We start from the raw sequence: 23,880 nt of genomic DNA, 5'->3' as shown, positions 1-23,880 counted from the left end.
GGTCTATATTGTTAAAGAGCGCTGCTTTTCGAGAAGTTTTTCTCTCAAAGCGGAGGTGCATTCTAGCGAGATAATTTGAAGAGTCAAACACTTTTTCAAATTTATTTTCTCAGAAGTTTTTCACCTCTCTAACACTGCTGAAGCCTTGTGGCGTCTGCCGTGTCAGTGAGGCGGAATTATAGAGACACTAATCTTTATGGCAAGCCTTTTCTTTAAAAAATAAGGAAAAAACGCACTTTTCTTTGAATTTCATTCAAAGTGCTGATTTATCCATGTTTTACCCCAGAATAAGCACAACTTATCCACAAAGTTATTCATTTTAGTACAAAAAGCGCACAGCTGATATTGCCTATAAAATAGAAAAGCTGCATAAGCAGCTTTTCTATTACGATACTAAGTTGTCATTTAAATGCCTGAGCCATCACTTTCGTTCTCTTCTTCATGAAGACCACACTCTCGCTTCAATCCAAAGAAACGAGTTTCTTCTTCGCTCATTCCCGGCTCCCACTTACGGGTTGTATGGGTATCGCCTACAGACAGATAGCCTTCTTCCCAAAGTGGATGATATGGAAGGTTGTTTTCCTCTAAGTAATAGTGGACATCTTTATTCGTCCAATCGATTACAGGTAAAAACTTAAATACACCGTTTTGAATAGCTAAGATGGGTAAGTTCGCTCGAGAACTCGATTGCTCGCGGCGAAGACCAGAAAACCAAGTACCCACCTCAAGTTCATCCAATGCACGACGCATCGGTTCCACTTTATTTAGCTTATTGTACTTTTCTATGCCTTCTACACCTTGCTCCCACAATTTTCCATAACGTGCTTCTTGCCAATTAGGGCTAGTTGCAGCACTGAAGATCTTGAGATTCAAATTGAGTTTCTCAGTCAGTTCATCAATAAAGCGATACGTTTCTGGAAACAAATAGCCCGTATCCGTCAGAATGACTGGCGTATCGGCTTTAACTTGGGAAACCAAATGAAGCATCACTGCAGCCTGAATACCGAAACTGGACGACACCGCATGTGTGCCTTCTAAGTTTTCGATAGCCCACGCGACTCTTTCTTGTGCCGTCAGTGTTTCTAAATAACCGTTCAATTCAGCAAGGCGCAGCGACTGCTCCGCCTTGGTCATCGACAGTAACTCAGAAAGCTGGGGCTTCTTTGTTGCTGTAGTATCAGGCATGCAAATCCCTCTTAGAGATGAAGACTTCTTCGATAATGCCCGCACGAATTGTGAAGTCACCGAAGCACTCGCCTTCGTTACGCTCATTTGCCCAGCGTTCAACCAAGTGATCGATCTCTTCTAGGATTTGAGCATCTGTGATGTTCTCTTTATACATCTTAGGAATACGAGTACCTGCGCGGTTCCCTCCTAAGTGTAAGTTATATCGACCAGGTGCCTTACCGACTAAGCCAATTTCAGCCAACATTGCACGACCACATCCATTAGGACAACCAGTTATGCGCAAGATGATGTTCTCATCTTCAGGTAACCCGTGCTTTTCAAGGATACCTTCAACGTCCGTAACAAACTCTGGTAAGAAGCGCTCCGCTTCTGCCATTGCAAGTGGACATGTAGGAAACGCCACACATGCCATCGAGTTTTTGCGCTGTTCGCTCACGCTGTCATCCATCAAGCCGTGTTCACGCGCAATCTTTTCGATTTTCGCTTTTTGGCTTTTTGGCACACCTGCAACGATAAGGTTCTGATTCGCTGTCATGCGGAAATCACCTTTGTGGATTTTCGCGATTTCAGCTACACCTGTTTTCAGAGGTTTTCCTGGGTAATCCAGCAGACGACCGTTTTCAATGAAAAGTGCTAAATGGTGTTTTCCATCGATGCCTTCCGCCCAACCAATGCGGTCACCACGATAAGTCAGCTCGTAAGGACGGCTATCTTCAAACTTTACTTCAGCTCGTCTTTCAACTTCTGCTCTAAATACATCAGAACCTACTCGGTCTAAGGTGTATTTTGTTTTAGCGTTCTTACGGTTTGAACGGTTACCCCAGTCGCGCTGAGTGGTTACTACGGCTGCTGCAACGTCTAGCGTTTTTTCTAGTGGGATAAAACCAAAGTCATCCGCGCGACGTGCGTAAGTCGATGTATCACCATGCGTCATGGCAAGACCACCACCTACTAGAACATTAAAACCAACTAGCTTGCCTTCTTCTGCAATTGCAACAAAGTTCAAGTCATTAGCATGGACGTCGACGTCATTCTGAGGTGGAATCACAACCGTAGTTTTAAACTTACGTGGTAGATAGTTGCTACCAAGAATCGGCTCTTCGTCTGTGGTTTCTACTTTTTCACCATCTAACCAAATCTCTGCATAAGCACGCGTCTTTGGAAGTAAGTGTTCACTGATTTTCGCCGCCCATTCATAAGCTTCTTGATGAAACTGTGATTCGATTGGGTTGGTTGTACAAAGTACGTTTCGGTTAACATCACCCGCTGTTGCAATTGAATCAATACCAATGCTGTTCAGCGTTTGGTGCATCAATTTAATATTTGGCTTAAGTACACCGTGGAACTGGAATGTTTGACGAGTCGTTAAACGGATACTTCCATATGAAGTATGTTCATCAGCAAACTTGTCGATAGCTAGCCATTGCTCTGGCTTAATAATGCCGCCAGGCATACGTGCACGTAACATTACATTGTGCAGTGGCTCAAGCTTTTGCTTTGCACGCTCAGCTCGAATATCGCGATCATCCTGTTGGTACATACCGTGGAAACGGATCAACTGGAAATTATCTGCGGTAAACCCACCAGTGATACGATCTTGTAAATTTTCAGTGATCGTACCGCGTAGGAAATTACTTTCTCTTTTTAGACGCTCATTATCGGAAAGTGGGCCGAGCACTTCGCCTAGTACTTCTTGCTTATCACTCATTAGTACACATCCCTTTGGTAACGTTTTGCTTTACGCAGATCGTTAATGAATTCTTCTGCTTTTTCTTGGCTTAAACCGCCATGCTCTTTTGCAACAGAGACCAATGCATCATTGACATCTTTCGCCATGCGAGTGGCATCACCACACACGTAGATATAGGCGCCATCTTGAATCCACTGCCACATTTGCTCTGCGTGCTCCAGAATTCGATGCTGAACATATACTTTTTCTTGTTGATCACGGCTAAATGCGACATCTAACTGAGTCAACAAACCAGACTTGAGGTATTTCTGCCATTCCACCTGATACAAGAAATCTTGAGTGAAAGTACGGTCACCAAACAACAACCAGTTCTTACCTTCTGCATCGCGGTTATCACGCTCTTGGACGAAGCTACGGAAAGGTGCGATACCAGTACCAGGGCCAATCATGATCACTGGCGTGTTGTCGTCTTGTGGCAATTTGAAGTTATTATTGTTTTCAATAAACACCTTAACTTCACCGCCTTCTTCTAATCGATGAGATAAGAAGCTAGATGCACCACCATAGCGAGTCTCTTCACCAACGCCGTATTCCACAACACCTACCGTTAAATGAACTTCTTCATCAACTTCGCTTTGCGCAGATGCAATCGAATATAAGCGAGGCGTTAGGCGACGTAGTATTCCTACTAATTCTTCCGCCGATAGCTTAGTTTTCTTCTCTCCAAGCACATCAATAACTTGAGTATTACCCGCGTATTCACGTAACTTGTCTTTGTCCGCAACCAGTTTCTCTAGCTTTTTACTGCCAGAAAGTTCTGCAAACTTAGTCACCAATTGAGGGTTAGACGTCGTCACTTCGTATTTGCTTATCAACGCAGTACGAATAGAAAGACTTTCACCATCAACTTCAATCGTTTCGATACCCGACAAACCAACCTTCGCTAAAATAGCATCGACTAACTCAGCGCTGTTTTCATACCAAACACCTAACGCATCGCCAGGCTGATAGGTCATGCCCGATTCATCTAAATCAATTTCGATATGACGAACATCTTTGCCAGAATCACGACCCGTAATCTTCTGGCTAGTGAGAAGTGTTGCGGTATACGGCTTTTGCTTAGTGTACTGGCTGTGAGCAGCAGCAGGCTGACCGCCAGCATGAAGCTGAACCACTTCAGCTTCGTTCCCAGAGGAAAGCATGTCTTTGGCTTTTTCAAGAGCCGCTTTACGCCACTCCGCTGCAGGCGCTTCATAGTCAACATCACAATCAAGGCGATCAATAAATGATGTCGCACCTAGCTTAGACAGGTACTCATCGAAATCTTTTGCCGTTTGGCAGAAAAACTCGTAGCTCGAATCACCCAAACCAATCACTGCATATTGCAAGTTCGGTAATTTCGGTGCTTTCTTAGATTGTAGGAACTCATGAAGCTCCATAGCATTATCTGGTGCTTCACCTTCACCGTTTGTAGAGGCCACCACGATAACGTGGGTTTCTTTCGCCAAGTTCTTACCTTTGTAATCACTCGCGTCGAATAGCTCTACTGCAATTCCTTCTGCTTGCGCTTCTTCTTTCAGCGCTTCTGCAACGCCTTTCGCGTTACCCGTTTGTGAGGCGAAGATGATGCTCAGTTTGCCGGCTGGTTTTGCGGCTACTGCGGCGGCAGCCTGATTAATAGGCGCGGCAGCACCAGCTGGTTGATTTTGACTTATACCCCAAAAATAACCACTCACCCACGCTAGCTGCTGTGGGGACAATTCAGAAATAGCTTGTTGTAATTGACCTATTTGCTGATCGTTAAGTGGGCTTGCGAGGGCGGAAAGTTCCTTAAGTAACATGTCACGACATCCCTATTCATTGCGTGATGATAGATTAACCACTCCCCTTAATAATAAAAAAGAATAGATGAGCATGTTTTATAACTTTTTGGAAGTAAGAAAGGATGTGAACGGGTGGAATCAGTACTCTTCAATGCGAACTTGGCGAAATCCAACCGCTAGCGCAGATTTAGATGCCTTATCTAAGTCTATGTAATGACACTCTTCACCGTGTGAATCGGTAAGAAGAATAAAGCCGCCTCGCGTATGGCGAAACTCCACAATCCAAGTTCCTTCTTGGATAGAAGGTTCGATGATTGCCTCAATGAGTTGATTATCTTGATACAGGCTTCGCAGTTCAGAAATCGTCATGGGTCGTTCCGTGCTAACAAGTATGTTAATAAGAATGACGCAAAATACGCACTTTGCAAATAGATTGTTAACACAAATAACAAAAAGGCATATTGATATCATTCAATATGCCTTTTCTAATTTAAGGGGAACAGAGGGAGAATGTTTAAAATCCAGCTTCGACTCCAACAAATGCACCATGTGTTAGATACATATCACTCGGTCCTGAAAACATGCCAAAGCGGTAATCCATCACGCGATATCCAGCTCGAATCGCCATATCGACTTTTTCGAAGTCAAAACGATAGCGCATACCCGCAGTGACATCGGCTGTTTTATCACCATCACTATTACCAAAATCAAACTCACCAATTACATCAAAGTTTGTTTCAGGAATAGTAATCGCCGCGTTGGCATACCAGCTAAAAAGAACTTTATTGAAGTCTTGCGTTGGATCAACAGGGTTTGAGTAAACGCCATTCGCGTATTGGGAAACCGTAAGACCGGCATCAAAATGCAAAAGATCGTGCTCAATCAGATCGTAGTAGAAAGTAAAATCCGTTTTATTGAATTTGATATAGCTCATTTCTACTGGGCTAAAGCGAATTCTAAAATTTGGCACATAGGCAATATTGTGCTCTAGCGCTAACGAGCCTGTGAACTTGGTTTCTCTGTCACTATTTAAAATAGTTTCGGCATCATGCTTATAAGCCGTTTTTGCCGACCACGCATCGCCAGATACTTTCATGGAAAAGTCCGTTTCCGCGTAAGAAGAAAACGTACACATTAATAAAGAAGAAGAGAACAAAGCCGCACAAACGCGATTTTTCATGGAAGGAAGCCCCACCCGTCAATTATGAACACATGGGGATACTATCATAATTGCCCTGTACGAAAAGACATCTCATTCAGGGCTGACTCAATTTTAACGCGGGCAATACACTTTGTTACGGAAGAACCACCAAGCAATTGCCAATACAATTAACCAAGGCAATAACTTAAATACCATACCCATCATTCCGAACACTAACATGACTGCGAAAGCCACGGCACCCGCTGCGAAAATCGACACTAGGGTGACGCCAGTAAAAAATAACACACCCAGAAATACCAACACAAATAGCAGTTCAATCATTGTTTGCCCCTTTTGTATTTTTACTTTCAACTATATAGCTGAGTTATTGCAGGAAGCAGACCAACTTTTAAAAAATACTATTTTTCCCTTTTATAACAAACAAATACAACAAAGCCTTGAATGCTAATTCAAGGCTTCATATTTCTAATCATGGTCAATTTAGCTAACAGGTGGCGATTTTTACACACCCAATTCAGCCGGGATCTTAGCTAACGCTGTCTCGACAACTTCTAGCCCAGCCCCTTTCTTGTGAGCGTTTTCACTGATGTAGCGACGCCACTGTCGAGCACCCGGCATACTTTGGAATAATCCGAGCATATGACGCGTCATATGACCTAGATATGCGCCATTCGATAGCTCTTTCTCAATGTAGGGGTACATTTCGCGCACAATATCAGAGCGTTTCTTAACTGGCTTTTCAGAACCAAACAACTCTTGATCAACAAAAGCCAGCAAGTACGGGCTTTGATAGGCTTCACGACCGATCATTACACCATCGAGATACTGCAAATGTTCTTTAGCTTCGTCCAGAGTTTTGATTCCGCCATTCACCGCAATATTCAGATGTGCAAAATCTTTTTTAAGTTGGTAAGCGCGAGGATAGTCCAAAGGAGGAATTTCGCGGTTTTCTTTTGGGCTTAATCCACTCAACCACGCTTTACGGGCATGTATAGTGAATTGCTCACAACCGCCTTTCTCAGAAACCGTAGAAACAAAGTCCGTGAGGAATTCATAAGAATCTTGGTCATCAATACCGATACGTGTTTTTACCGTAACAGGCACATCAACCACTTCACGCATGGCAGCAACACATTCCGCCACCAAGTTTGGTTCTCCCATCAAGCACGCACCAAAACGACCATTTTGAACACGATCCGATGGACAACCAACGTTTAAGTTAATCTCATCGTAGCCGCGCTCTTGAGCAAGCTTCGCACACGTTGCAAGATCTGCCGGATTAGAACCACCCAACTGCAATGCGACAGGGTGCTCCTCTTCGCTGTACGCTAAGAAATCACCCTTACCATGAATGATCGCGCCCGTTGTCACCATCTCGGTATACAGCAGTGCGTTATCCGACATTAAGCGGTGGAAGTAACGACAGTGTCTATCTGTCCAATCGAGCATGGGTGCAACGGAAAAGCGAGAAAGTGCGTATTTGCTAGAGTTTTCAGGTTTTATCATGGTTTACTACTAATCTGGATACTGTATGTATATACACTAATTTGCTAGAATTGCTCCCGATTTCTCTTATCAGTACGTATATAGTACGCATCAAAAGAGTAGGACAATGGCATCATTCAGCATAAAAAAACGCCAGCTAAAAAGCGGAGAATTTCGCTTTACAGCAGACATCATCGTGAAAAAGAATTCGGCGATTATACATAGAGAATCCAAAACATTCAGGAAAAAAGATCTCGCTAGAACCTATGCACTCAAAAGGGTTGGTGAGCTTGAATCGCCTACACCAGAAATTCAAAAATCCGTACCGTTATACGTACTACTGGATATGTACATGAACGACAGGGATTTATGGGATAGAACGGGTCGCACTAAACAATATGTGATCCGTATGCTGCGAGACTGTGACATAGCTAATGTTGAGAGCAACAAACTAAAATGTAGCGATATCATAGAGCACTGTAGAAACCGTAAGGGAGCAGGAGCAAAACCTGTCACTATTTATCATGATATTGCTTACCTTCGTTCAGTGATGAAGAAAGCGAACCCTGTATTTGATATCAACGCCAACTTCTCCGTATTTGAGGAAGCGGTTCCCGTATTGATAGACATGGGGTTGATAGGTAAAAGCGAAAAGCGCACCCGACGCCCTACCGATGAGGAACTGGATAAGCTTAAAGAAGGGCTAAAAGCTCGCCAAGACTTTCGCTCAAACGGGAAAATCCGAATTCCTTTTATAGATATTCTAGATTTCAGTATCTTGACCTGTATGCGTATTGGTGAAGTGTGTAATTTACGGTGGGAAGACATCAACGAAGAGCACAAAACCGTTCTAGTCCGTGATCGAAAAGACCCAAGAAAGAAACAAGGTAACCACATGATTGTTCCGTTACTTGCTGAATCATTTGATATTGCGATGAGACAACCTAAAAACGGCGCTCTGATCTTCCCATACAATTCACGCAGTGTTACAGCAGGGTTTCAAAGGGTGAGAAATTCAATTGGTATCGAGGACTTGCGTTATCACGACTTGAGAAGAGAGGGAGCAAGTAGATTGTTTGAAAAAGGCTATTCGATAGAAGAAGTGGCTCAGGTTACAGGACATAGGAACTTGAATATTCTTTGGCAGGTATACACTCAGCTATTCCCTCATAACCTTCATAAAAAATAACAAAAAGGTCCTTTTGGAGCGTTTTTTAAAACAACAATCAATTGAATTAATTGATTTTTATTCAATTACTGCCCCATAAATGACCACAAAATTTTATCAGTGTGTAGCGTGCTTTTGGAGAAAAATATGCCATTAGTTTGAGTAAAATGAGGATAGGAAACGCACTAAGTCCAATGTTGATTTAGCTCATCAGATTAAAAATCTATACTTCTAGACGTACTGATTCATTAATATGCGACATACTTGGAGTGAATACAGTTGCATATTGTGTTACTTTTACCGCGCATTTATAACACGGTAAAAGGTAATAAAATGGACCACAACCAACTTTGTGAGGCGATATCTCAAATCATTCGGAATTATGCCGACAATCGTTACGGAGTTTACGATTCAGTACACGTTAATCGCTGGATCGAACAGTTTGATGTAAACGAGCGCCAACTAGTTCTAGAAGAAACATTACACATATTGCAAAGTCATTATATCACTAAAGAGCAATTCATTGATTTTGTATCCACGACCATTGACTTTGATAACATCCATAAAGGGAATCCCCAACAGTTCTGGGGAAATGCGTCACTTTTACAAATACAACGCAATGGGAATAGTCAAAATGAGCTCAACCACATTTTTTCTAGCGTTCTACAAAACAAATATCAAGTAGGCAATATTATTAATAAATTGTCACAAGATTATTTTTATGTTGATGATTTTATTTTCTCTGGAAATAGACTATACGACGACATAAGACAATGGATTGAGCTAAATAATCCTATAAACTGCAATCTGAACATAGTAACAATTGGATACTATACTTCGGGGCAATACTCAACAGAGTGTAAATTAAGAAAACTATTTGAGAATAGAAATATTAAATTGAATTTCTATTCTTACAATGAACATGTCCTTGAAAACCGTCTTAGTTCACGAGACTCTTCCGAGAGGTTCTGGCCAACAGTACGTGTACTAGAAGACGCGACCATTCAAGCTTATGTGGCGAACAATGAGCCAAACTTTACATTTAGAACAATTATCCCCCATAAAAACAAAGTGTTCTCGTCAGAGAGGCGCGAGCAATACGAAAAAATCATGCTAAAATATGGTATTAGAATTGTAGGTTTCCCAAGAAATAATAACATTGTGGTTAAACCACTAGGGTATGATACTTATCCAACTTTTGGCTTTGGATCTGCCGTTTTTACGTTTAGAAACTGTCCAAATAACAACCCATTAGCGTTTTGGTGGGGTGACCCTAACGCACCCAAAAATCACCCATTCAGTCAATGGTATCCTTTACTGCAAAGAACCGCGTACAGAGATTAGTAATGGCAATAGAGTTAAAGCAGTATGATATTAAAAATGCCGCTGCTTTTAAAAAGACAACAGAGCAATGGGGGGAGCTATCTAATATGTGTGCAGGCTTCCCCGTTGTTGTTAATAACGTTCCTATTAAAAGTGTTGAAGCTTTATATCAGGCATGTAGATACCCTTACCACTCTGATATACAAGAAAAAATCTTAGAACAAAATAGTCCTATGACTGCAAAAATGGTTGGTAAACCTTACTTAGACAAGACCAGGAAAGACTGGGACAAAGTTAGGATCCTAATCATGAAATGGGTTCTAAGAGTTAAGTTAGCTCAAAATATGGAGCGTTTCTCTAACGTTTTAAAAGAAACTAATGACATGCCGATTGTTGAGATCTCTCGGAAAGATGACTTTTGGGGAGCTAAACCGATTGGCGATGATATTTATGTTGGTGTCAATGCTTTGGGGCGTCTACTGATGGAGCTCAGACACCAACTATTTACTCATGGTGAGGAAAGGTTTTTATCTGTAGCTCCTTTGGAAATCAATGACTTCTTTTTGTATGGGAACCCTATTGATTTTGTATATTCATCACAAGCATATAACGAAGATAAATCACAAATAGACCTTTTTAACTGAGTTCGCATTACGAGCAGTATACTTCGTAGCAGATGAGAATTATTTTTGAAGGTTACGTGAATTTATTTTCTATTTTTGAGAGTAAGATAAGGAGCCTTTCGGCTCCTTTTTTATCCCTTTACAGTTTTAACAAGAAATGTATTGGAGACATAAACCAGTTTTCAAGCTTGCTTGACTGGATTTTATTTTTCATCGTATATGTTTAAGCTGTTTTTTTGCGCAGAGTACATCCTAAGTTCAAGATTACCCACCTTTTCCACCAGTCTGTCGAGAATGTTTCGGGTATTCTTTATGTTCTGCCAAAGCATGAACAAAATCAGTAACTCGGTCGGCTTGAGTCCTAAATCCGCAATTATCGGCAAGATGTCCGTCATAGTTTCCCACTTAGTTTTTTCTCTATCCACTTCTCGAATGTGTTTCTCAGCATCCGCCTAAACCCAAAGGTATCAATGTAAATACCCGCCAATAGATACCAGTAATAGTCCGGCACTTTCTCCAATGCATCAAAACCCGCGTAGGCGTATTGGGCATAGTCAGGAATGAAGCAGAGCAACACGGGGATAGTAGTCAGAATCAATAAATACTCGTCTTTCCAGCCCCGCGTTTTCACACTGAGGGCATCGAGGTCACTGGCGCTTATATTGCCCTGCCGGATACCGTCAAGGCGCTTACTGTGAAGCTCGCGTTTGATTTCGGCGCTTTGTTGCCGCTCTTCACTTCTGCCTTTGAAAAAATCACCAATGAGGGCAGCAAACCCCAGTAAAGGGAATGCCATCACGCCACCCCCGCTAATCGGCTGCCTTCCATTACAAGGGCGCGGTCAACGTACACCCCACATTCAAACTTAATCATTTCATACACAAGGTCTGGAATGTGGGCATGTGTGAGGGGTTGATGCACTTCTACGCCCATTCTCGCCGCGACCGTATCGGCGTAAATATTGGTCGGGTTTTCGTGGTCGGGTGCCCAGCGGTTGATGATGTCGAACACGGTCACTAAGCCGTATCGAGTCATGTAGTTGTTGATGAGTTTCGCCCCCGCACGAATGCCGTATTTCATGTGGGAGAAGGTGGCAAAGCGCCCAAGCACTTCAACGCCTGTTTGCCCTGTCCACTGGTTGTTTTTGTTGTACTCAATGTTGAGCGGGTTGTTATTGCGTATTCCGCGTGGCTTGCTGGTCATGGTGAGGGCTCCCCCTATAAAAATGAATGTGGTGATAAGTAACAGATGTTTAGTGTTCATCGTGCTCAGGCTCATCAAAGGGCTGAATGTCGCCAAACTCGCCCGACACGGCGCGTTGGAAAAGAGCTCTGCCTTGTGGCTCGCAGTCGTTGGCGTACGCCACAAAATCAAACACGGTTTCGTTGTCTTCGGTCACTTCCAATATCAAAGCGATGCCGTTTGGATCTGCCCATTTGGGAAAATTCGTCACTTTCATGTTGTTACCTCACACGTTGAAATAATCCGTAAATTTGAGCGTCTTTTTCCCCAGTGAACCCACGAAACGCCCATGTTCCCGCCATGGTATGAACTGTGGGGTGTACCACATCGTATCTATATGGCTCTTTAGAGTCGGGAATACGCCTAATGGTCAACCACTTATTGACATGAAGACTTTGAAGAATAAGACCACCACGGATGGTTGCGGTTAACATATGGCCGATGGGAAACGCCACATCAGAAACCTCCTGCCCTTTGTGCACACGGTTGGCTTCGGCGTCGTCCGCTTTTTGTTCGATGCGGGTGAGCTCATTACGCACCGCGGTGTCTTTGTTGGTGACCTCTTGCGTTAAGCTGTTAAGCGTATTTTTCAAATCGCGCCCGCCTCGCGCCGACAGCGATATGGACGTGCTGCCGTTGGTCAGGCTGCTGGTGATGCCTCGATGCGTGTTCGGTGATAACCCGTTTCGCGCGGCGGCAATCACATCATCGAAGGTCTTGCCATCAAACAAGTTGGTGTTCGCTGCTTTTTCACCTTTGCCAAGCTTTTGGCTTATGGCGTTTTGAATGGCGGTGATGTAGCTGGCGTTTTGCTCGTACGCCTTTGCTAATTCCACAATCGTATCGAGCGCGGCGGTGGTGCCGTCTCCGAGCAGTTCATCAAACTTGGTTTCGGTGAACGCGTTCGCCTCGGCGATGGCGTCGGCTTTGGTGACCGCCGCCGTGCGCCCTATCAGCTTTTTAGCGTAGGTGTTTTGGTCTCTGAGCAAATCATCGGCACTGGTTAACGCGCGATACGCATCCCCCACGCCTTTTTCGGTGGCGGCGACACTGGTACGGGTGCCATCAATGGCGCTACTGAGTGCCACTTGTTCGGGAAACTCTATTTTGACAGGAGGCGGGATAATGCTGCTCATGCCGTCACCTCCGTTACGTAAAGCACGCAATCCGTAGGGATCAGGACATCCAGCTTTGCCCCGTTGGACAATACCCACCCTTCACCCGCCCGCAGTGGGTAGCCTTTGTTTTCAAAGCCCCCTATCCAGATAGTTGAAGGATTCGCATCCGCGGCGCGAATGATGAGCTCTTCACGGCGAATGTTGCCCGTGATGGTGCCGCTTTGCGTCATGGCATCAAACGGTACAAGCGTTAAGTCGTCGCGACTTTGCGCCACCACGTTGACCTTTTGAATGTCCGGCGGCGGGGTTGGGTTGGTGAGCTCCACCTTTTGCACGTCGGGTAAGTTATCGACACTGGCGTTCACGTGCTGGTCAGAAGGGAGCGCCACAGGTTGACGTCCCAAAAACTCCACAAGGACGTCTTTCACCGTAAGGCTGGATTCAATTTCCAGCTTTGAACCATCAATGGACGGCTGATAGATACCGTGGACGTGCACCAAAGACACATCCCCTTGCCGACCAAGGTTGGTGATGTTGAGCGCGGTGAAGCTCTCCCCATGAGGCAGAGTGATTTGGTCACGCTCGCGCAGCTCGTACACACGCCCCGTTGGGACGGTCGTCACTTCCACCGCCTCGCCTTTTTCCAGATACAACGACGTACCCGCCGCGTCGACCGTCACGCGTTGATGCTCGTCTAAATGGCGTTCAATACGCATGATTACCCCTTAAACATAAACAGAATCGCCAAAAGACAGACCACCGCCGCCATGGCAAGGTAAGTCTCTTTGTTGGCGTCGATGAGATCCGATTGCCCGCCCGTGTTGTTGGACTTCACCAGACTGGTGATGCCCTCCAACAAACGAAACTCATTGCTGGCATTGGTCGCTTGCAACTGGCTTAACGAATTGAGCGAGGCGTTGTTTTGCGTTTTCAGCGAGTCGATGGCTTCCCGTGATAGGTTGCCCCCGTACGCCAACGCCGAATCCAGCGCCTTATCCGTGCTGTTGAGCGCGCGCTCTAATACCGCTTGATTGGTTTCAACGTTAAACTCCGCCCCTTGCGCGTTCAGCCTTAGCGCTTCCATTGCGAGACTGTTGTTCGCGTCTAACGCGTCTTGCGCCGTGCTTTGTTGCCCGCTTAACGCCTGTTCTAACAAACGCTCGTTGGTTGCCAGTGCGGTAGTGGTCAATTCATTGCCATTTTCCAGCGCCGTGGCAGCGGTTTGGCTCACCACATCAAACGCTTCGTCGCTGTTGCTGCTGGCAAAATCAATCGCGTCTCCTATCGATTGAGTGGCATTACTGCCCGCTTGCTCGGACAGGTCAGTAATGCGCTCGATTGCTTCGGTTGCCGTATCCACGGCGCGTTCGGCGTTCAAGCTCACGGCGTCCAATGCCGATTCACTGAAATCAAAGGCGCGCTCGCCCATGTCATCGACCGAATTGAGCGCCCGCTCTGTGGTCGATTCATTGGCGTCCAGCAACGCTCGCGTTGAATCATTCAGCGAATCAAACGCCTCGTCGGTGACCTGCTCGGCAAACCGAAACACGCCGCCGTCGAGCACATTGTTGATGTTGGTGCTGTTGGTGGTCGTGTGATTGACCTGACTGGAGCTAGAATTTCCTCCGCCAAAAAGTCCCATACTCTGCCCCTATTTGAATTTGATAAGCAGCAACAGCGCGAGCACCGCCAGCCCTATCAACCAATAGTTGGTGCTCGCCGCGCCTTGCCTGTTATCGAACACCACTTTGCCCAGATTGGCACCGCCCCCAGAAAATGGGCCGTTAGAAGCGGATGAACTCGATTTGATGCCCAAGCTGCCCAGCCCTGGCAAGCTCGGCATCGGAGAGCTCGGCATTTTCGGCGGCATCATACCCACCCCCGACGCCACGCAATGAAGAGCAGCACCACCACGAGAATGAGCCCGTAACGTTGCCAAATGGGCGTGGTCAGGTTTTCCACCTTACTCACCACCACATCGGTGGCGCTGGCTTCTGCCACACTCTCGGCGGTGTAGGTGGTCGCGCCCCACGCCGCACCCGCCGCGCCAACCGCTAGAATTATCGGTAACATGTCTTTTCCTTATTTCAAGGCGATGAGCAGTACGACCAACACCAACAGCCCCACCCCGCCATAGATGAGCCATTTCTTTTGCTCGTCACTTTTGGCGCTGGTCGCAGCGGTGACCGCTTTTTGCGTTTTCAGTTGGTCTTGCAGGGTGTTGTTTTCGTTGGTGACGCGGTTCACCACGCCCCCCGCTTTGGCTTTTTCCACCTCCACATAGGCGTCGGTGGCCAAATTCAACAAATCCCAGCTCCATTCGCTCAAGCTTTCGTTTTCTTCCATACCGCCCCCTTATGCGGACACTTGGCGTTCGATATCCAGATAGTCCATATGAAGGTTGATGTTGCCCGCGGTGCGTTTGGTAATGACCAGTTGCAAACTGCTGGCGGCAATCGGAATAAAGGCTTGCTCCGCCGCCCAACCGCCCGCGATGAAATCCATCACCACAAAATCGTCGGTGTGCTGCTTGTCGTGATAGCGCTTCAAATCGAAATTCAAATCGTCCACGTTGATTTCATAGATAGGCGTGTTATCGCGGCGGATTTCCACCTTGGTGATGTCGTTGTTTTCCGTTTCAAGGAACAAACGGCGCAACCGCACGTTGCCCCCTTGCAGTGGGAAGGTGTGCTTTTGCTCGCCCGCCAACGTGTGGTCAATCACGACCTCGGTTAAACGCTGCTGGAAGAAGCGCACCGCTTGATACGGCAGAGTGCGAGCGCGGGCGGTGAACTCCGGTGACGTGGGGTCATTGGTTTGCTTTTGCTTGATGGCGACTTTCAACACCAGTTGTTCACCGGCCAAATGCACCAGTTCGCCGCGGCGAATGCCCGTTAGCGTTCGCATGGTTTCATCGGAGAAATCCAGAATCAGGCGAGTGTGCGTTGCCCCGCCCACGCCTTTTTGCTGCACGGGCTTATCAAGGTACTTGTCACGAACGTGGAACAGCTTTGCGTCCCAACCAATCAGCTCGGAGCCGTTGCGCTCAAGTGACACGCGTCCCAGTCGCCCGATAGGCAAATCGGTTTTGATTTCAATGGAGGCATACGACACTAAGTCTTTCAAATCCAGAATGGCGTGCTTGCCGTACTGGATAGCGCGAAAAGGATCGAGCTCTTTTGGCGTAGGGTTAAATGCGCCTTTTACTTGCCCAATCACAGCGCTGTTTTTGTTTGCGTTCATACCGCCCCCTTACTTAATGTTGGCTTTACGAGCGACGTCTTTCACGGCGTTCACGTTGTTCATTGACCACATCAGGATAAGCACCATCACGACGGCAACGCCGACGGTTGTCCATTGCGATTTAGAAAGTTTCGGCATAGCGGATATTCCTTTAGACATAAGCAGATTAAATAACAGGGTATGCATAGAAAGCCCTTAACTGTCAGGGTTTCGAGGGGCAAACCATAAAAGGAAGAAACGGCAGAAAAAAGGCGGGAGAGCCTATAGGTTAAGCGGGTAACCTATAGGTTAAAACGAAGGGATTTAACGATAATTCAATGACAGTTTTGCGCCCGTCACGCAGTGAAACGCTTGATGTTCGACGTTGCCAATGCCGTCTCTCACCAACAGGTATTCGGCAATCGGTTTACCGATACGCTTCTTGTTGACCTTGGCGGATTTGAGCCCCGCAATCACGTTCACGTCTAACCCGCGTTTGTCCGCAAGCCATTGTGCGTCTGATTTGGTGTTGACCGCGCCGCACCACCACACACTCGATTGCTCAGTGACGGTTTTAGGCACTTCTTGCCCCCGCTGAAACACCGTGTGAATGACCAGCCCATATTGACGACCGCCGCGCAGCAGCTCGCCCGCCCGCCCTTTGAGTTTGCCGCTGGTTTCCACACACGACGCCAGCTCTTCTATCACGACGTGCAGTTGGGGGGCGTTGCCATTGCCCAGCGACCACACCACCGATGAGAAAAATTCCAGCTCGTCGTTCGTGGCACCATGAGCGGGGACATACGCCAACTTAAACGAGCCACGGCGACGGCGCGCCAGCACCAAAGACTTAATGAACGCGGCACGTGATGAGGTGCCGTGACACATTTGCCCTTGAAACTTTGCTCCTGAGTAATTGCGGTACGGGTCGAAAAACACCGCTTGCGCGGTTTTCGGCACCAATCCCAAATGCTTGACGGCGGAGGTTTTCCCGCCGCCTGTCCCCGCCACATAAATGGTGTGCTCGGCGTCGTGTGACGGGTTGGAGTTAATGGGGTTAGGCAGCGTGAGCGGGGGCGTTTTCATGCTTCTCCTTTTTCGATTGTTCAGCTTTGAGTTTTTTCAGGTTGAACCGCGTGGTGTACATCAGACCAATGAGCGCCAAAATCAGCGTCCCTTCTTCAAGGTAACGCCCCATCAAACCCGATACGGCACCATCGTGTTTATTGAGTACCGGCCCAACGGCGGTCGCCACCGATTCGCGCCCCTTGGCATCAAATTCAAAATCGAGCCCCGTTATCACGCTAGTGACTTGCTCTATCACCGTGAGCGCCGCCTCTGCCAATGCCGCCCCCGCCTCGGTTTTGTCCACCTCTGGCGCGTGCTTTTCTGGCTCGCTGACTTCGGTTTGCGGTGCGTGCTCTTCTTGCTCTAATTGGCGAATGACGCCGGAGAAATCGCCCCAATCGTCATCACTTTGCGCGGGCAGTAAGTCGCCATCAGGTTGGCTCATGCTCACCCCCTTGTGATGTGTTGTCTTTTTTGGGCATCAATTGACACAGCGCCCACACCATGAAAATCAACACGCCCAGCCCCGCCAGTACGCGCTTAATGGGAAATGAGGCGGGTTTAGGCGGCAGTGCGCTTTCATGGGCTTCTCGGTTTAAAGCCTTGTCCTGACTGGCTTCAAGGTCGCCCGTGGGTTCGGTTACGTTCGGTTTATCCGGCTCGGTTATCTCGTCAAACTGGCGCAGTTGCTCCGGCGTGGCTTCCAGCGGCAGTAGGTCGGTTGATTCGTCCACTCGATGCGTTTCCACGTATTCACTCACCTTTTTACTGATTGGACTGTTGCCGCATTCAGGGCAGCGGTAGTAAAGCAAACCAATGTTGCGGCTATTTTTGGGCGGCTCTCCGGTCGCGATGAGCTGACCCTCTCCGCATTGGTGCGCGGTCGCCACAGACTGGCAGACCGGACACCGCAATTTTCCCCGAACGGGGTTGTCGTATTTAGGCATTCATGTGCTCCTGTGCGTCGATGATGTGCGCCTCTTCAATGCTTTCCAGTTCGTGTTTATCGGCGGTGACGCGGGCGCGTAATTTGGTGCGCGCTACGCCGTTGATGCGCTCTAACTGTTCAAGCTGTTCAAAGAACGTCGGTGACAGCCCCAAGGCTTCGAGCGAGAGATTGCCGCTCATCAGCATGGGCATGGCTTGTTTCATCAGCCCTTTCATGTCCATGCCGCGAAAGCGGTCGATTTCGCCTTTTACGCTCGCGGTCAACGCGTCCGCCGCATCAAGGGCATTCAAGTCACGGGTACATTCAGCAAGAGAAAGTGTTTTCATGTTCGTTATCCGTCTGGTTATGAGGTGGTCAGTCGTCCGTTTCGCAATTGGAAACGGGTGTATTTGTCGATGGGGACACTTGCCCCAAGAGAGAGAGGTTTAATCAGGCATTGCACGCCTTTAACGCTCCATCCGGTCGCGTCCATCAATGCCTGTTCGAGGGGCGAAATCGGGATTTCTTCGCCTTGGTTACACTTATTTTCAGTGCTCCAAGGAAGGGCTCCGCCCTCTTTAAGAGCCAAAGCGCGGCGCTTGACGTCCTTTTTTCTCACGAGGCTGAATTGCTCGCTGCACGTTTCGATAATGGTGCCAAGCCAATTGATGCCGATGACCCGTTTCACCGTGTCACCGTAATCATTAAACTTTTCTTCGTAGGCGAGCTTGGCTTTAAAGCCCAATTCGCAAAAACCTTTCCAGCGGGAGTTATCGGCGTGGTCTCGAAGGGCGTCGAGCTCTTCATCAAACGCGGTATCCAGCGGGTTAGCGCGGCGCAGTTGACGCCATAGCCCCACAGATGGCGCGCCAGATTGTGAGAACTGTTTAATGCGGTGAATGCGCGCCCATGCCGTCGCCGACATGGCGCTTTGCTTGGCGTCCCCTTCGGGCATGTGCGCCCCGTTAATGTTCTTGGAAATGTATTTGATGATGTAGCCCGTGGCGGTGCCTTGGGAGGGATCGCAATTTTTGATGGTGATGCGCGGCGTAATATCGAGCTTGCCATCAATGATGAGCTCGTCTTTGTCTTCATGAGTCGCAATGCCCTCAATGATGTCAATGAGGGTTTGCTTTTGGTCAGGGCGCACATACAAAAACATATGAGCGTGGGGCGTGCCGTCCTTGTGCGGCTCTGCCACCCGCAGACCAAACCATTGAATATTGATTTTTTTCTTTTTGAACCAAGCGCGCGCCAGCTTCCACTTTTCCATCAGCACTTCGTGCGCTTCTTTGGGAGTGCAGCCCATCCATTTCACCGAATTACGATGGTACTTACTCGGCAGTGTCCAATTCACAAACACCCCCTCGTAGCCCATTTCAACGGCGCGCTCTTCGTCGCCTCGGCTTCGAACCACCAACTCAATGCGGCGGTTTTCAGGGTTGGCGGTGGTGCGTTTGACGACCTCAGCAAGGTCGAACGATTGCCCCGTGTCGTCGCTCAATACCACCATGGAATTCACAAATTGCTCTGCTTCGATTTGCTTCTTTTCCCAACGGGCATAAGAGCGAGCCGACACGTATTTGCGCTGACCTTTGCCCCCGCCCACGCGCCCCAAAGCAATTTGTGAATATTCGATGTATTGCGTTCGTAAAAATTTGAACTTTCGCACCAGATAATTGATGTCTAGACAGCGGCGAATGGCACGCTCTAACTCGCGCTCCGCGTCTTCAATCGTGTCGTGCTTCTTCTTGATGACGGGCGGCTTGATGTACACGCGGCGCATGTCTTGGCGGATACCAACGAACGCGGCTCTAAGTGCATTGAGATAGCCCTGCTCGCCCTCTTCAATCTCAAGCATTTGAATCAATCGGGTAAACATTTCAGTGAGGTTAGAGGCGAGATGTTCTAACGCTTCATCACACATCAACACGCTGTGATTGAGCTCAACCGTGCCACGCGCCGAACTGTGAAAGCGTTGTCTTTCGGGGGCGCTGGTACGCTCATCAACGAAATGGTATTTGTCCTCAATGTACTTTGACCACTTGAGCCCATGTTTCACCGCATCGTTCGTGAAACGCTCTATGTTTTCTTGAGTGGCGTTGGTGCGGCGCTTTCGGCAAGACACTTGAAACCTCACATCGTCTTGGACAATGCGAGGTAAACGCGGCATGAATTTACGAGAAAAGACCGTTTGCATTAACCAACCTCACCGCATGAGCGGTTCCATGCGTCAATGGCAGCGGGGGCGCTGATGCACTCTTCCCCTTCAAAACCGCAATCGTCACACACAACAAAGTATTGCGGCTCATCGTCCAAGGTCGATTCGCAGAAAGCGGAATCACTGGCGCATTGTTTACAGCGGTAAATGGAATGCACTTTGATGTAAGTACTCATATTGTCACCAGTGACGGGCTATAGGTTTTCTAAAGAAACGTACTTGCCTGACTGAGTATCTCGCAGGCTGTTAAACGTTAGGTGGCGGTGTTGGCAACAAGCTTTTGCCAACAGGTGAAACTCGCTTTCCCTGTCGCAAGGCACCCACAAAGTAATCTTTTTGAGTCCTTGTGCTTTCTTGGCGGCTTCGTACTTGGCGTTCCGGCTCATCCAATCACCTCACGGTGTTTGATGGCTTGAAGTTGGGCAGCGCGCTTAAACTCCGCCTGACCTTTGCGGCTAAAACGGTAATCTTTGCCGCCTTGGCGCTTTGAACGAAACCCTTGTGGGAAATGTTCCGCCTTTAAGCGTTCTAGTGTTTCGAGTCCTTTTGTCGTTGGCACCCTATACCTCCAAGCTTTCCAGTAATTCGGCAGCGTCTTGCAACTGCTTATATATCGGATGCAGAAACTCAAACTCAGGAGAGGAAGGGCTTAACCATGACAAGCGCCCTTTTACAATCACGGACAGTTCTTTAGCTTCACTGGAATGAGAGAAATCAATATTGATTGCGTGTATTGGAGTATTCATTTAGCCACCTCAACCATTCACCGATTGCCATTCATTCTTGGCTTGCTCGTATCTTTCATCGATATAAGCCGCCAAATCTTCAACTTTCATAAGGGTTGGGCTGCGTTCAGATTCACGCAATTTGAAAGTTGGTACGGGAAAGTCACATGCTTTAGCTTTCTGTTCTGCTGTCTTTGGGGTGATCCCAAAAAACTCTTTGCATACCTGTTTCAGTTCAATTGTGGGACTTCCGAAGCGTGCGAGAAGTGCAAATGTTGTATTCATATATCACCTATGAGACTCTTGGAGCTATTCAACCCCATTTAAATAAACTCGAATCAACTTCAATTAACTTCATGATTCACTTTGAGAGATAATAACAATCTATAAATAAGTCTCAACCTAAAAAACACTTCGGAGAACTTCAATGAGCGTGATTGATGAGAAAATTAATGAGTTAAAACTGTTAACCAAAACAGCGAAAAATACAGATCTGGCAAAGGCTTTGGGTATAAATCCAAACTCAATTCAAAACTGGAGAACACGGGGAAACATCCCTGATGATGTATTTATAAAAGCGAGACTTGTGTCACAAAACTTGAGTTCTGAATCATCGGAAATGATTAGGTTGACTTACTACGATGTGGAAGCGAGTGCTGGTAATGGGGCGTTGGTAGAAATTGAAATAGCTAAGGACATGAGCTTTGCTGAGCGTTACCTGCGAGACGAACTGCACGTAAACCCAAGTGAAGTATTTTTGATGAGAGCTAAGGGCGACTCTATGTATCCGACTTTAAAAGATGGATCCATGATGATGGTTAAGCGTGTACAGGATTTCAGTGGTGATGGAATCTATGTCTTCAGAGTTAATGGGCAAGTGATGGTGAAACGTCTCCAGTTTCAGCCAACTCGAATTATATTCAAAAGCGACAATGAACAGTTTTACGAACCTTGGAAGCTAACGCACAAGGAAATTGAATCAATTGATTTTGAAATCCTTGGACAAGCTGTTTGGGGCGGTGGAAAGCTTTAACTATTCAATAAAACTATAAAGGATAAATTAATGAAAAAACGTCTAAGGCTAGGTATTACTCTTTTGGCATGCACGCCAATTTTAACTCATGCGAATATATGGGAAGAGCTAAATTCGATGCCAGCAACCCAATATGATATGGGTCGTATATACACAGATATTACAGCATTAGAACTCGATAAAATGCTTAAAGGTGAAAAGCTTAAAGGAAGTAAATACAGTTTTAAGGAAGTTGCTAGCACAAGCCTAGAAGGGGGTATTGGTTTTAAATTTAGTTTTGAAGCTAGAGGAAAGTACATAGACCCAGCTGACTGTAATAACTTTGCAGCATCATTCAAACAGCGCTTCGTTAGTTCAACTTTTATAAAGGGGATATGGCCAAATCTATCGGCAGAGCAGTATGATTCTCTTTACAAAAATTTTGTATTTCAAGTAGAACTAGTCAATACAGATAATAGTGCCGTAATGGCAACTTGTGTGGCTTCGTAGTAACGAAATACGGATATAGTACGTATGACTCACTATCAAGCCTTATAGAACCTTAATAGTGAGTCCCATCGAGCATAGGCGCAACACTGAAACGCTGCATTGGGAAATCGCTTGTATTCTCTGGCTTAGACACTGTTTTACCTCTATTTTTTACTTGTCTCGATCTTACGTAGAATCACTTACTTCTCGTCGAATTCGTACCGCAGTTCCCCTAGGAGTCCCCCTCAAGGAGTAGGACAGTTGGCATCTTTTACAGTAGAAAAATACACACCAAAAAGTGGCGAACTCAGGTTCACGGTGACATCTTCGTCAAAAAAGGAGGACGGATTATACACCGTGAATCGAAAACTTTCAGAAAAAAGGAACTCGCTAGAACGCATGGAAAAAACCGAGTTCAAGACCTTGAAAGTCAAGAGGTACTCAGAACAAAAGCAGCCCCCTAGGGGTACTGTAAGACAAGTTTATAGATGACAGAGATCTCTGGGAACAAACCGGACGCACAAAGTAATACACGATCCAGTTCTTACGTGATTGTGATATTGCCAATATTGAGAGCAACCAACTACGGACTAGCGACTTAATCGAGCACTGTAAAAACAGAAGAGGCGCAGGAGCCAAACCCGCCACGATTTATCATGACATTGCTTACCTACGTTCTGTCACGAAAAAGTCGAAACCAGTATTCAACGTAGACTCTAATCATCAGATATTTGATGAAGCTGTACCCGTTCTGATTGATATGGGGCTAGTCGGCAAAAGCGAAAAACGCACACGCCGTCCCACTTCCGAAGAACTGAAGCTTTTAAAGGTTGGATTAGAACAACGCGAGTCTTTCCGACCAAATGGTACAACTCGAATCCCATTCACCGACATTCTTGAGTTCAGCATTCTCACTTGCATGCGAATAGGCGAAGTCTGCAAGCTACGTTGGGATGACCTCAACCAAGAACATAAGACGATACTCGTTAGAGGAAGAAAAAAACCAAGGAAGAAAGAGGGCAATCACATGATTGTTCCGTTACTTGGAGTAATTATTCGATATCGCACTAAAGCAACCAAACAAAGAAGAATTCATTTTCCCATACAACCCGCGAAATGTTATCGCAGGGTTTCAAAGAGTGAGAAGCGAATTGGGTATTGAAGACTTGAGGTATCACGACCTACGAAGAGAAGGAACAAGTCGATTGTTTGAAAAGGGCTACTCAATCGAAGAAGTAGCCCAAGTCACAGGGCATGAAACTTGAATATTTTATGCCAAGTGTACACCCAATTAAACCCTAGTTCTCTACACAAAAGGTAGGTTTAGGAAAGGAGTCCCCTTTCCTACTTCGAAAGACTATGCAGGCTGGGGATTAAGTGTATTAGTTCCGAC

At 46.6% G+C, this 23,880-nt stretch carries 34 protein-coding genes and 1 pseudogene; 7 read left to right on the top strand and 28 right to left on the bottom strand.

Going from position 1 to position 23,880, the window contains the following annotated elements:
• Positions 1-405 precede the first annotated feature (405 nt).
• From CW749_RS22575 to dusA, 7 genes are all read right to left on the bottom strand, one after another.
• Positions 406-1,185, bottom strand: coding sequence for a phosphoadenylyl-sulfate reductase (locus CW749_RS22575; protein ID WP_101114657.1), 780 nt, complete (start codon positions 1,183-1,185; stop codon positions 406-408).
• The gene (cysI, locus tag CW749_RS22570) at positions 1,178-2,896 is read right to left on the bottom strand and encodes an assimilatory sulfite reductase (NADPH) hemoprotein subunit (protein WP_101114656.1); all 1,719 of its coding nucleotides are present in this window, start codon (positions 2,894-2,896) and stop codon (positions 1,178-1,180) included. Before cysI ends, CW749_RS22575 begins: the two co-directional genes overlap by 8 nt.
• On the bottom strand, positions 2,896-4,719 hold the full coding sequence (locus tag CW749_RS22565; protein WP_101114655.1) for an assimilatory sulfite reductase (NADPH) flavoprotein subunit: 1,824 nt from the start codon (positions 4,717-4,719) through the stop codon (positions 2,896-2,898). Before CW749_RS22565 ends, cysI begins: the two co-directional genes overlap by 1 nt.
• A 120-nt stretch (positions 4,720-4,839) precedes the next feature.
• Complete coding sequence (locus CW749_RS22560; RefSeq protein ID WP_101114654.1) at positions 4,840-5,070, bottom strand: hypothetical protein; 231 nt, start codon at positions 5,068-5,070, stop codon at positions 4,840-4,842.
• A gap of 145 nt (positions 5,071-5,215) precedes the next feature.
• Entirely contained in the window at positions 5,216-5,881 is a 666-nt protein-coding gene (locus CW749_RS22555) for a TIGR04219 family outer membrane beta-barrel protein (protein WP_101114653.1), read from the bottom strand.
• 93 nt (positions 5,882-5,974) lie between these two features.
• Positions 5,975-6,184, bottom strand: coding sequence for an envelope stress response protein PspG (gene pspG / locus CW749_RS22550; RefSeq protein ID WP_101114652.1), 210 nt, complete (start codon positions 6,182-6,184; stop codon positions 5,975-5,977).
• A 180-nt stretch (positions 6,185-6,364) separates the two neighbouring features.
• Complete coding sequence (dusA, locus tag CW749_RS22545; protein WP_101114651.1) at positions 6,365-7,369, bottom strand: tRNA dihydrouridine(20/20a) synthase DusA; 1,005 nt, start codon at positions 7,367-7,369, stop codon at positions 6,365-6,367.
• A gap of 106 nt (positions 7,370-7,475) precedes the next feature.
• Here dusA and CW749_RS22540 point away from each other — a divergent pair, with 106 nt between their 5' ends.
• From CW749_RS22540 to CW749_RS22530, 3 genes are all read left to right on the top strand, one after another.
• Positions 7,476-8,537 carry a site-specific integrase gene (locus tag CW749_RS22540; RefSeq protein ID WP_101114650.1) on the top strand — a complete coding sequence of 354 codons (1,062 nt, stop codon included), beginning with the start codon at positions 7,476-7,478 and terminating at the stop codon, positions 8,535-8,537.
• Positions 8,538-8,849: 312 nt separating this feature from the next.
• The gene (locus tag CW749_RS22535; RefSeq protein ID WP_101114649.1) at positions 8,850-9,860 is read left to right on the top strand and encodes a hypothetical protein; all 1,011 of its coding nucleotides are present in this window, start codon (positions 8,850-8,852) and stop codon (positions 9,858-9,860) included.
• 2 nt (positions 9,861-9,862) lie between these two features.
• Positions 9,863-10,483 carry an NADAR family protein gene (locus CW749_RS22530; RefSeq protein WP_101114648.1) on the top strand — a complete coding sequence of 207 codons (621 nt, stop codon included), beginning with the start codon at positions 9,863-9,865 and terminating at the stop codon, positions 10,481-10,483.
• 182 nt (positions 10,484-10,665) lie between these two features.
• On the opposite strand, the gene CW749_RS22525 is transcribed toward CW749_RS22530, so the two are convergent.
• From CW749_RS22525 to CW749_RS22490, 8 genes are read right to left on the bottom strand one after another with little or no spacing between them, the layout of a single operon-like run.
• Positions 10,666-10,857: a hypothetical protein gene (locus CW749_RS22525; RefSeq protein WP_101114647.1), complete on the bottom strand. Its 192-nt coding sequence runs from the start codon at positions 10,855-10,857 to the stop codon at positions 10,666-10,668.
• Positions 10,854-11,258 carry a hypothetical protein gene (locus tag CW749_RS22520; RefSeq protein ID WP_101114646.1) on the bottom strand — a complete coding sequence of 135 codons (405 nt, stop codon included), beginning with the start codon at positions 11,256-11,258 and terminating at the stop codon, positions 10,854-10,856. The genes CW749_RS22525 and CW749_RS22520 overlap by 4 nt, the downstream gene beginning before the upstream one ends.
• Positions 11,258-11,665: a structural protein P5 gene (locus tag CW749_RS22515; protein ID WP_101114645.1), complete on the bottom strand. Its 408-nt coding sequence runs from the start codon at positions 11,663-11,665 to the stop codon at positions 11,258-11,260. The genes CW749_RS22520 and CW749_RS22515 overlap by 1 nt, the downstream gene beginning before the upstream one ends.
• 49 nt (positions 11,666-11,714) lie before the next feature.
• Complete coding sequence (locus CW749_RS22510; protein ID WP_101114644.1) at positions 11,715-11,921, bottom strand: hypothetical protein; 207 nt, start codon at positions 11,919-11,921, stop codon at positions 11,715-11,717.
• Between the two features lie 4 nt (positions 11,922-11,925).
• Positions 11,926-12,840 (bottom strand): hypothetical protein, encoded by a 915-nt coding sequence (locus CW749_RS22505; RefSeq protein ID WP_101114643.1) that lies wholly within the window; start codon positions 12,838-12,840, stop codon positions 11,926-11,928.
• A complete protein-coding gene (locus CW749_RS22500) occupies positions 12,837-13,538 on the bottom strand; it encodes a hypothetical protein (protein ID WP_101114642.1) in 702 nt (233 codons plus the stop codon). Before CW749_RS22500 ends, CW749_RS22505 begins: the two co-directional genes overlap by 4 nt.
• A gap of 2 nt (positions 13,539-13,540) precedes the next feature.
• Positions 13,541-14,464 carry a hypothetical protein gene (locus CW749_RS22495; RefSeq protein ID WP_101114641.1) on the bottom strand — a complete coding sequence of 308 codons (924 nt, stop codon included), beginning with the start codon at positions 14,462-14,464 and terminating at the stop codon, positions 13,541-13,543.
• 9 nt (positions 14,465-14,473) lie between these two features.
• On the bottom strand, positions 14,474-14,761 hold the full coding sequence (locus CW749_RS22490) for a hypothetical protein (RefSeq protein WP_145997874.1): 288 nt from the start codon (positions 14,759-14,761) through the stop codon (positions 14,474-14,476).
• Here CW749_RS22490 and CW749_RS28560 point away from each other — a divergent pair.
• The gene (locus CW749_RS28560) at positions 14,755-14,880 is read left to right on the top strand and encodes a hypothetical protein (protein WP_272897869.1); all 126 of its coding nucleotides are present in this window, start codon (positions 14,755-14,757) and stop codon (positions 14,878-14,880) included. The two genes, CW749_RS22490 and CW749_RS28560, sit on opposite strands and share 7 nt — an antisense overlap.
• Positions 14,881-14,904: 24 nt before the next feature.
• On the opposite strand, the gene CW749_RS22480 is transcribed toward CW749_RS28560, so the two are convergent.
• The 13 genes from CW749_RS22480 to CW749_RS22430 form a co-directional block, all read right to left on the bottom strand.
• Positions 14,905-15,168: a hypothetical protein gene (locus CW749_RS22480; RefSeq protein WP_101114638.1), complete on the bottom strand. Its 264-nt coding sequence runs from the start codon at positions 15,166-15,168 to the stop codon at positions 14,905-14,907.
• A 9-nt stretch (positions 15,169-15,177) separates the two neighbouring features.
• A complete protein-coding gene (locus CW749_RS22475; RefSeq protein WP_101114637.1) occupies positions 15,178-16,065 on the bottom strand; it encodes a major capsid protein P2 in 888 nt (295 codons plus the stop codon).
• Positions 16,066-16,074: 9 nt separating this feature from the next.
• Entirely contained in the window at positions 16,075-16,203 is a 129-nt protein-coding gene (locus CW749_RS28555) for a hypothetical protein (RefSeq protein ID WP_272897868.1), read from the bottom strand.
• A gap of 165 nt (positions 16,204-16,368) precedes the next feature.
• Complete coding sequence (locus CW749_RS22470; RefSeq protein WP_101114636.1) at positions 16,369-17,130, bottom strand: hypothetical protein; 762 nt, start codon at positions 17,128-17,130, stop codon at positions 16,369-16,371.
• Positions 17,102-17,557 carry a hypothetical protein gene (locus CW749_RS22465; protein ID WP_101114635.1) on the bottom strand — a complete coding sequence of 152 codons (456 nt, stop codon included), beginning with the start codon at positions 17,555-17,557 and terminating at the stop codon, positions 17,102-17,104. Before CW749_RS22465 ends, CW749_RS22470 begins: the two co-directional genes overlap by 29 nt.
• On the bottom strand, positions 17,544-18,059 hold the full coding sequence (locus tag CW749_RS22460; RefSeq protein ID WP_101114634.1) for a hypothetical protein: 516 nt from the start codon (positions 18,057-18,059) through the stop codon (positions 17,544-17,546). Before CW749_RS22460 ends, CW749_RS22465 begins: the two co-directional genes overlap by 14 nt.
• Entirely contained in the window at positions 18,052-18,387 is a 336-nt protein-coding gene (locus CW749_RS22455) for a hypothetical protein (RefSeq protein ID WP_101114633.1), read from the bottom strand. The genes CW749_RS22460 and CW749_RS22455 overlap by 8 nt, the downstream gene beginning before the upstream one ends.
• A gap of 17 nt (positions 18,388-18,404) precedes the next feature.
• Positions 18,405-20,240 carry a replication endonuclease gene (locus CW749_RS22450; protein ID WP_101114632.1) on the bottom strand — a complete coding sequence of 612 codons (1,836 nt, stop codon included), beginning with the start codon at positions 20,238-20,240 and terminating at the stop codon, positions 18,405-18,407.
• Positions 20,240-20,437: a hypothetical protein gene (locus CW749_RS22445; RefSeq protein ID WP_101114631.1), complete on the bottom strand. Its 198-nt coding sequence runs from the start codon at positions 20,435-20,437 to the stop codon at positions 20,240-20,242. The genes CW749_RS22450 and CW749_RS22445 overlap by 1 nt, the downstream gene beginning before the upstream one ends.
• An 18-nt stretch (positions 20,438-20,455) precedes the next feature.
• Positions 20,456-20,647 (bottom strand): hypothetical protein, encoded by a 192-nt coding sequence (locus CW749_RS22440; RefSeq protein WP_101114630.1) that lies wholly within the window; start codon positions 20,645-20,647, stop codon positions 20,456-20,458.
• Positions 20,644-20,820 carry a hypothetical protein gene (locus tag CW749_RS28275; RefSeq protein WP_180958471.1) on the bottom strand — a complete coding sequence of 59 codons (177 nt, stop codon included), beginning with the start codon at positions 20,818-20,820 and terminating at the stop codon, positions 20,644-20,646. Before CW749_RS28275 ends, CW749_RS22440 begins: the two co-directional genes overlap by 4 nt.
• Position 20,821: 1 nt before the next feature.
• Positions 20,822-21,007: a hypothetical protein gene (locus CW749_RS22435; RefSeq protein ID WP_101114629.1), complete on the bottom strand. Its 186-nt coding sequence runs from the start codon at positions 21,005-21,007 to the stop codon at positions 20,822-20,824.
• Positions 21,008-21,016: 9 nt separating this feature from the next.
• Positions 21,017-21,271 carry a pyocin activator PrtN family protein gene (locus CW749_RS22430; protein WP_101114628.1) on the bottom strand — a complete coding sequence of 85 codons (255 nt, stop codon included), beginning with the start codon at positions 21,269-21,271 and terminating at the stop codon, positions 21,017-21,019.
• A 142-nt stretch (positions 21,272-21,413) separates the two neighbouring features.
• On the opposite strand from CW749_RS22430, the gene CW749_RS22425 reads away from it, so the two are divergent.
• The 3 genes and pseudogenes from CW749_RS22425 (at position 21,414) to CW749_RS22415 (ending at position 23,808) form a co-directional block, all read left to right on the top strand.
• Positions 21,414-22,019 (top strand): S24 family peptidase, encoded by a 606-nt coding sequence (locus CW749_RS22425; RefSeq protein ID WP_101114627.1) that lies wholly within the window; start codon positions 21,414-21,416, stop codon positions 22,017-22,019.
• A gap of 30 nt (positions 22,020-22,049) precedes the next feature.
• On the top strand, positions 22,050-22,508 hold the full coding sequence (locus CW749_RS22420; RefSeq protein WP_101114626.1) for a hypothetical protein: 459 nt from the start codon (positions 22,050-22,052) through the stop codon (positions 22,506-22,508).
• Positions 22,509-22,748: 240 nt separating this feature from the next.
• Positions 22,749-23,808 (top strand): annotated as a pseudogene (locus CW749_RS22415) (site-specific integrase).
• Positions 23,809-23,880: the final 72 nt, after the last annotated feature.

Origin of the sequence: Vibrio sp. vnigr-6D03 (genome assembly GCF_002835515.1) — a bacterium.
GTDB classification, from domain to species: Bacteria; Pseudomonadota; Gammaproteobacteria; order Enterobacterales; family Vibrionaceae; genus Vibrio; species Vibrio penaeicida.
The sequence above is the reverse complement of the archived record's forward strand: the minus strand, read 5'-3'. Positions and strand labels throughout refer to the sequence as shown.

What these genes read in the sequence shown, in the direction of transcription:
- CW749_RS22455 (WP_101114633.1), bottom strand. Translation starts at nt 18,387, where the DNA reads ATGAAAACACTTTCTCTTGCTGAATGTACCCGTGACTTGAATGCCCTT.
- CW749_RS22465 (WP_101114635.1), bottom strand. Translation starts at nt 17,557, where the DNA reads ATGAGCCAACCTGATGGCGACTTACTGCCCGCGCAAAGTGATGACGAT.
- CW749_RS22560 (WP_101114654.1), bottom strand. Translation starts at nt 5,070, where the DNA reads ATGACGATTTCTGAACTGCGAAGCCTGTATCAAGATAATCAACTCATT.
- CW749_RS22445 (WP_101114631.1), bottom strand. Translation starts at nt 20,437, where the DNA reads ATGAGTACTTACATCAAAGTGCATTCCATTTACCGCTGTAAACAATGC.
- CW749_RS22500 (WP_101114642.1), bottom strand. Translation starts at nt 13,538, where the DNA reads ATGCGTATTGAACGCCATTTAGACGAGCATCAACGCGTGACGGTCGAC.
- CW749_RS22525 (WP_101114647.1), bottom strand. Translation starts at nt 10,857, where the DNA reads ATGACGGACATCTTGCCGATAATTGCGGATTTAGGACTCAAGCCGACC.
- CW749_RS22505 (WP_101114643.1), bottom strand. Translation starts at nt 12,840, where the DNA reads ATGAGCAGCATTATCCCGCCTCCTGTCAAAATAGAGTTTCCCGAACAA.
- CW749_RS22480 (WP_101114638.1), bottom strand. Translation starts at nt 15,168, where the DNA reads ATGGAAGAAAACGAAAGCTTGAGCGAATGGAGCTGGGATTTGTTGAAT.
- CW749_RS22540 (WP_101114650.1), top strand. Translation starts at nt 7,476, where the DNA reads ATGGCATCATTCAGCATAAAAAAACGCCAGCTAAAAAGCGGAGAATTT.
- CW749_RS22450 (WP_101114632.1), bottom strand. Translation starts at nt 20,240, where the DNA reads ATGCAAACGGTCTTTTCTCGTAAATTCATGCCGCGTTTACCTCGCATT.
- CW749_RS22460 (WP_101114634.1), bottom strand. Translation starts at nt 18,059, where the DNA reads ATGCCTAAATACGACAACCCCGTTCGGGGAAAATTGCGGTGTCCGGTC.
- CW749_RS22440 (WP_101114630.1), bottom strand. Translation starts at nt 20,647, where the DNA reads ATGAGCCGGAACGCCAAGTACGAAGCCGCCAAGAAAGCACAAGGACTC.
- CW749_RS22575 (WP_101114657.1), bottom strand. Translation starts at nt 1,185, where the DNA reads ATGCCTGATACTACAGCAACAAAGAAGCCCCAGCTTTCTGAGTTACTG.
- CW749_RS22510 (WP_101114644.1), bottom strand. Translation starts at nt 11,921, where the DNA reads ATGAAAGTGACGAATTTTCCCAAATGGGCAGATCCAAACGGCATCGCT.
- CW749_RS22565 (WP_101114655.1), bottom strand. Translation starts at nt 4,719, where the DNA reads ATGTTACTTAAGGAACTTTCCGCCCTCGCAAGCCCACTTAACGATCAG.
- CW749_RS22430 (WP_101114628.1), bottom strand. Translation starts at nt 21,271, where the DNA reads ATGAATACAACATTTGCACTTCTCGCACGCTTCGGAAGTCCCACAATT.
- cysI (WP_101114656.1), bottom strand. Translation starts at nt 2,896, where the DNA reads ATGAGTGATAAGCAAGAAGTACTAGGCGAAGTGCTCGGCCCACTTTCC.
- CW749_RS22520 (WP_101114646.1), bottom strand. Translation starts at nt 11,258, where the DNA reads ATGGCATTCCCTTTACTGGGGTTTGCTGCCCTCATTGGTGATTTTTTC.
- CW749_RS22435 (WP_101114629.1), bottom strand. Translation starts at nt 21,007, where the DNA reads ATGAATACTCCAATACACGCAATCAATATTGATTTCTCTCATTCCAGT.
- CW749_RS22530 (WP_101114648.1), top strand. Translation starts at nt 9,863, where the DNA reads ATGGCAATAGAGTTAAAGCAGTATGATATTAAAAATGCCGCTGCTTTT.
- CW749_RS22495 (WP_101114641.1), bottom strand. Translation starts at nt 14,464, where the DNA reads ATGGGACTTTTTGGCGGAGGAAATTCTAGCTCCAGTCAGGTCAATCAC.
- CW749_RS22420 (WP_101114626.1), top strand. Translation starts at nt 22,050, where the DNA reads ATGAAAAAACGTCTAAGGCTAGGTATTACTCTTTTGGCATGCACGCCA.
- pspG (WP_101114652.1), bottom strand. Translation starts at nt 6,184, where the DNA reads ATGATTGAACTGCTATTTGTGTTGGTATTTCTGGGTGTGTTATTTTTT.
- CW749_RS22475 (WP_101114637.1), bottom strand. Translation starts at nt 16,065, where the DNA reads ATGAACGCAAACAAAAACAGCGCTGTGATTGGGCAAGTAAAAGGCGCA.
- dusA (WP_101114651.1), bottom strand. Translation starts at nt 7,369, where the DNA reads ATGATAAAACCTGAAAACTCTAGCAAATACGCACTTTCTCGCTTTTCC.
- CW749_RS22515 (WP_101114645.1), bottom strand. Translation starts at nt 11,665, where the DNA reads ATGACCAGCAAGCCACGCGGAATACGCAATAACAACCCGCTCAACATT.
- CW749_RS22535 (WP_101114649.1), top strand. Translation starts at nt 8,850, where the DNA reads ATGGACCACAACCAACTTTGTGAGGCGATATCTCAAATCATTCGGAAT.
- CW749_RS22555 (WP_101114653.1), bottom strand. Translation starts at nt 5,881, where the DNA reads ATGAAAAATCGCGTTTGTGCGGCTTTGTTCTCTTCTTCTTTATTAATG.
- CW749_RS28555 (WP_272897868.1), bottom strand. Translation starts at nt 16,203, where the DNA reads ATGCCGAAACTTTCTAAATCGCAATGGACAACCGTCGGCGTTGCCGTC.
- CW749_RS22470 (WP_101114636.1), bottom strand. Translation starts at nt 17,130, where the DNA reads ATGAAAACGCCCCCGCTCACGCTGCCTAACCCCATTAACTCCAACCCG.
- CW749_RS22425 (WP_101114627.1), top strand. Translation starts at nt 21,414, where the DNA reads ATGAGCGTGATTGATGAGAAAATTAATGAGTTAAAACTGTTAACCAAA.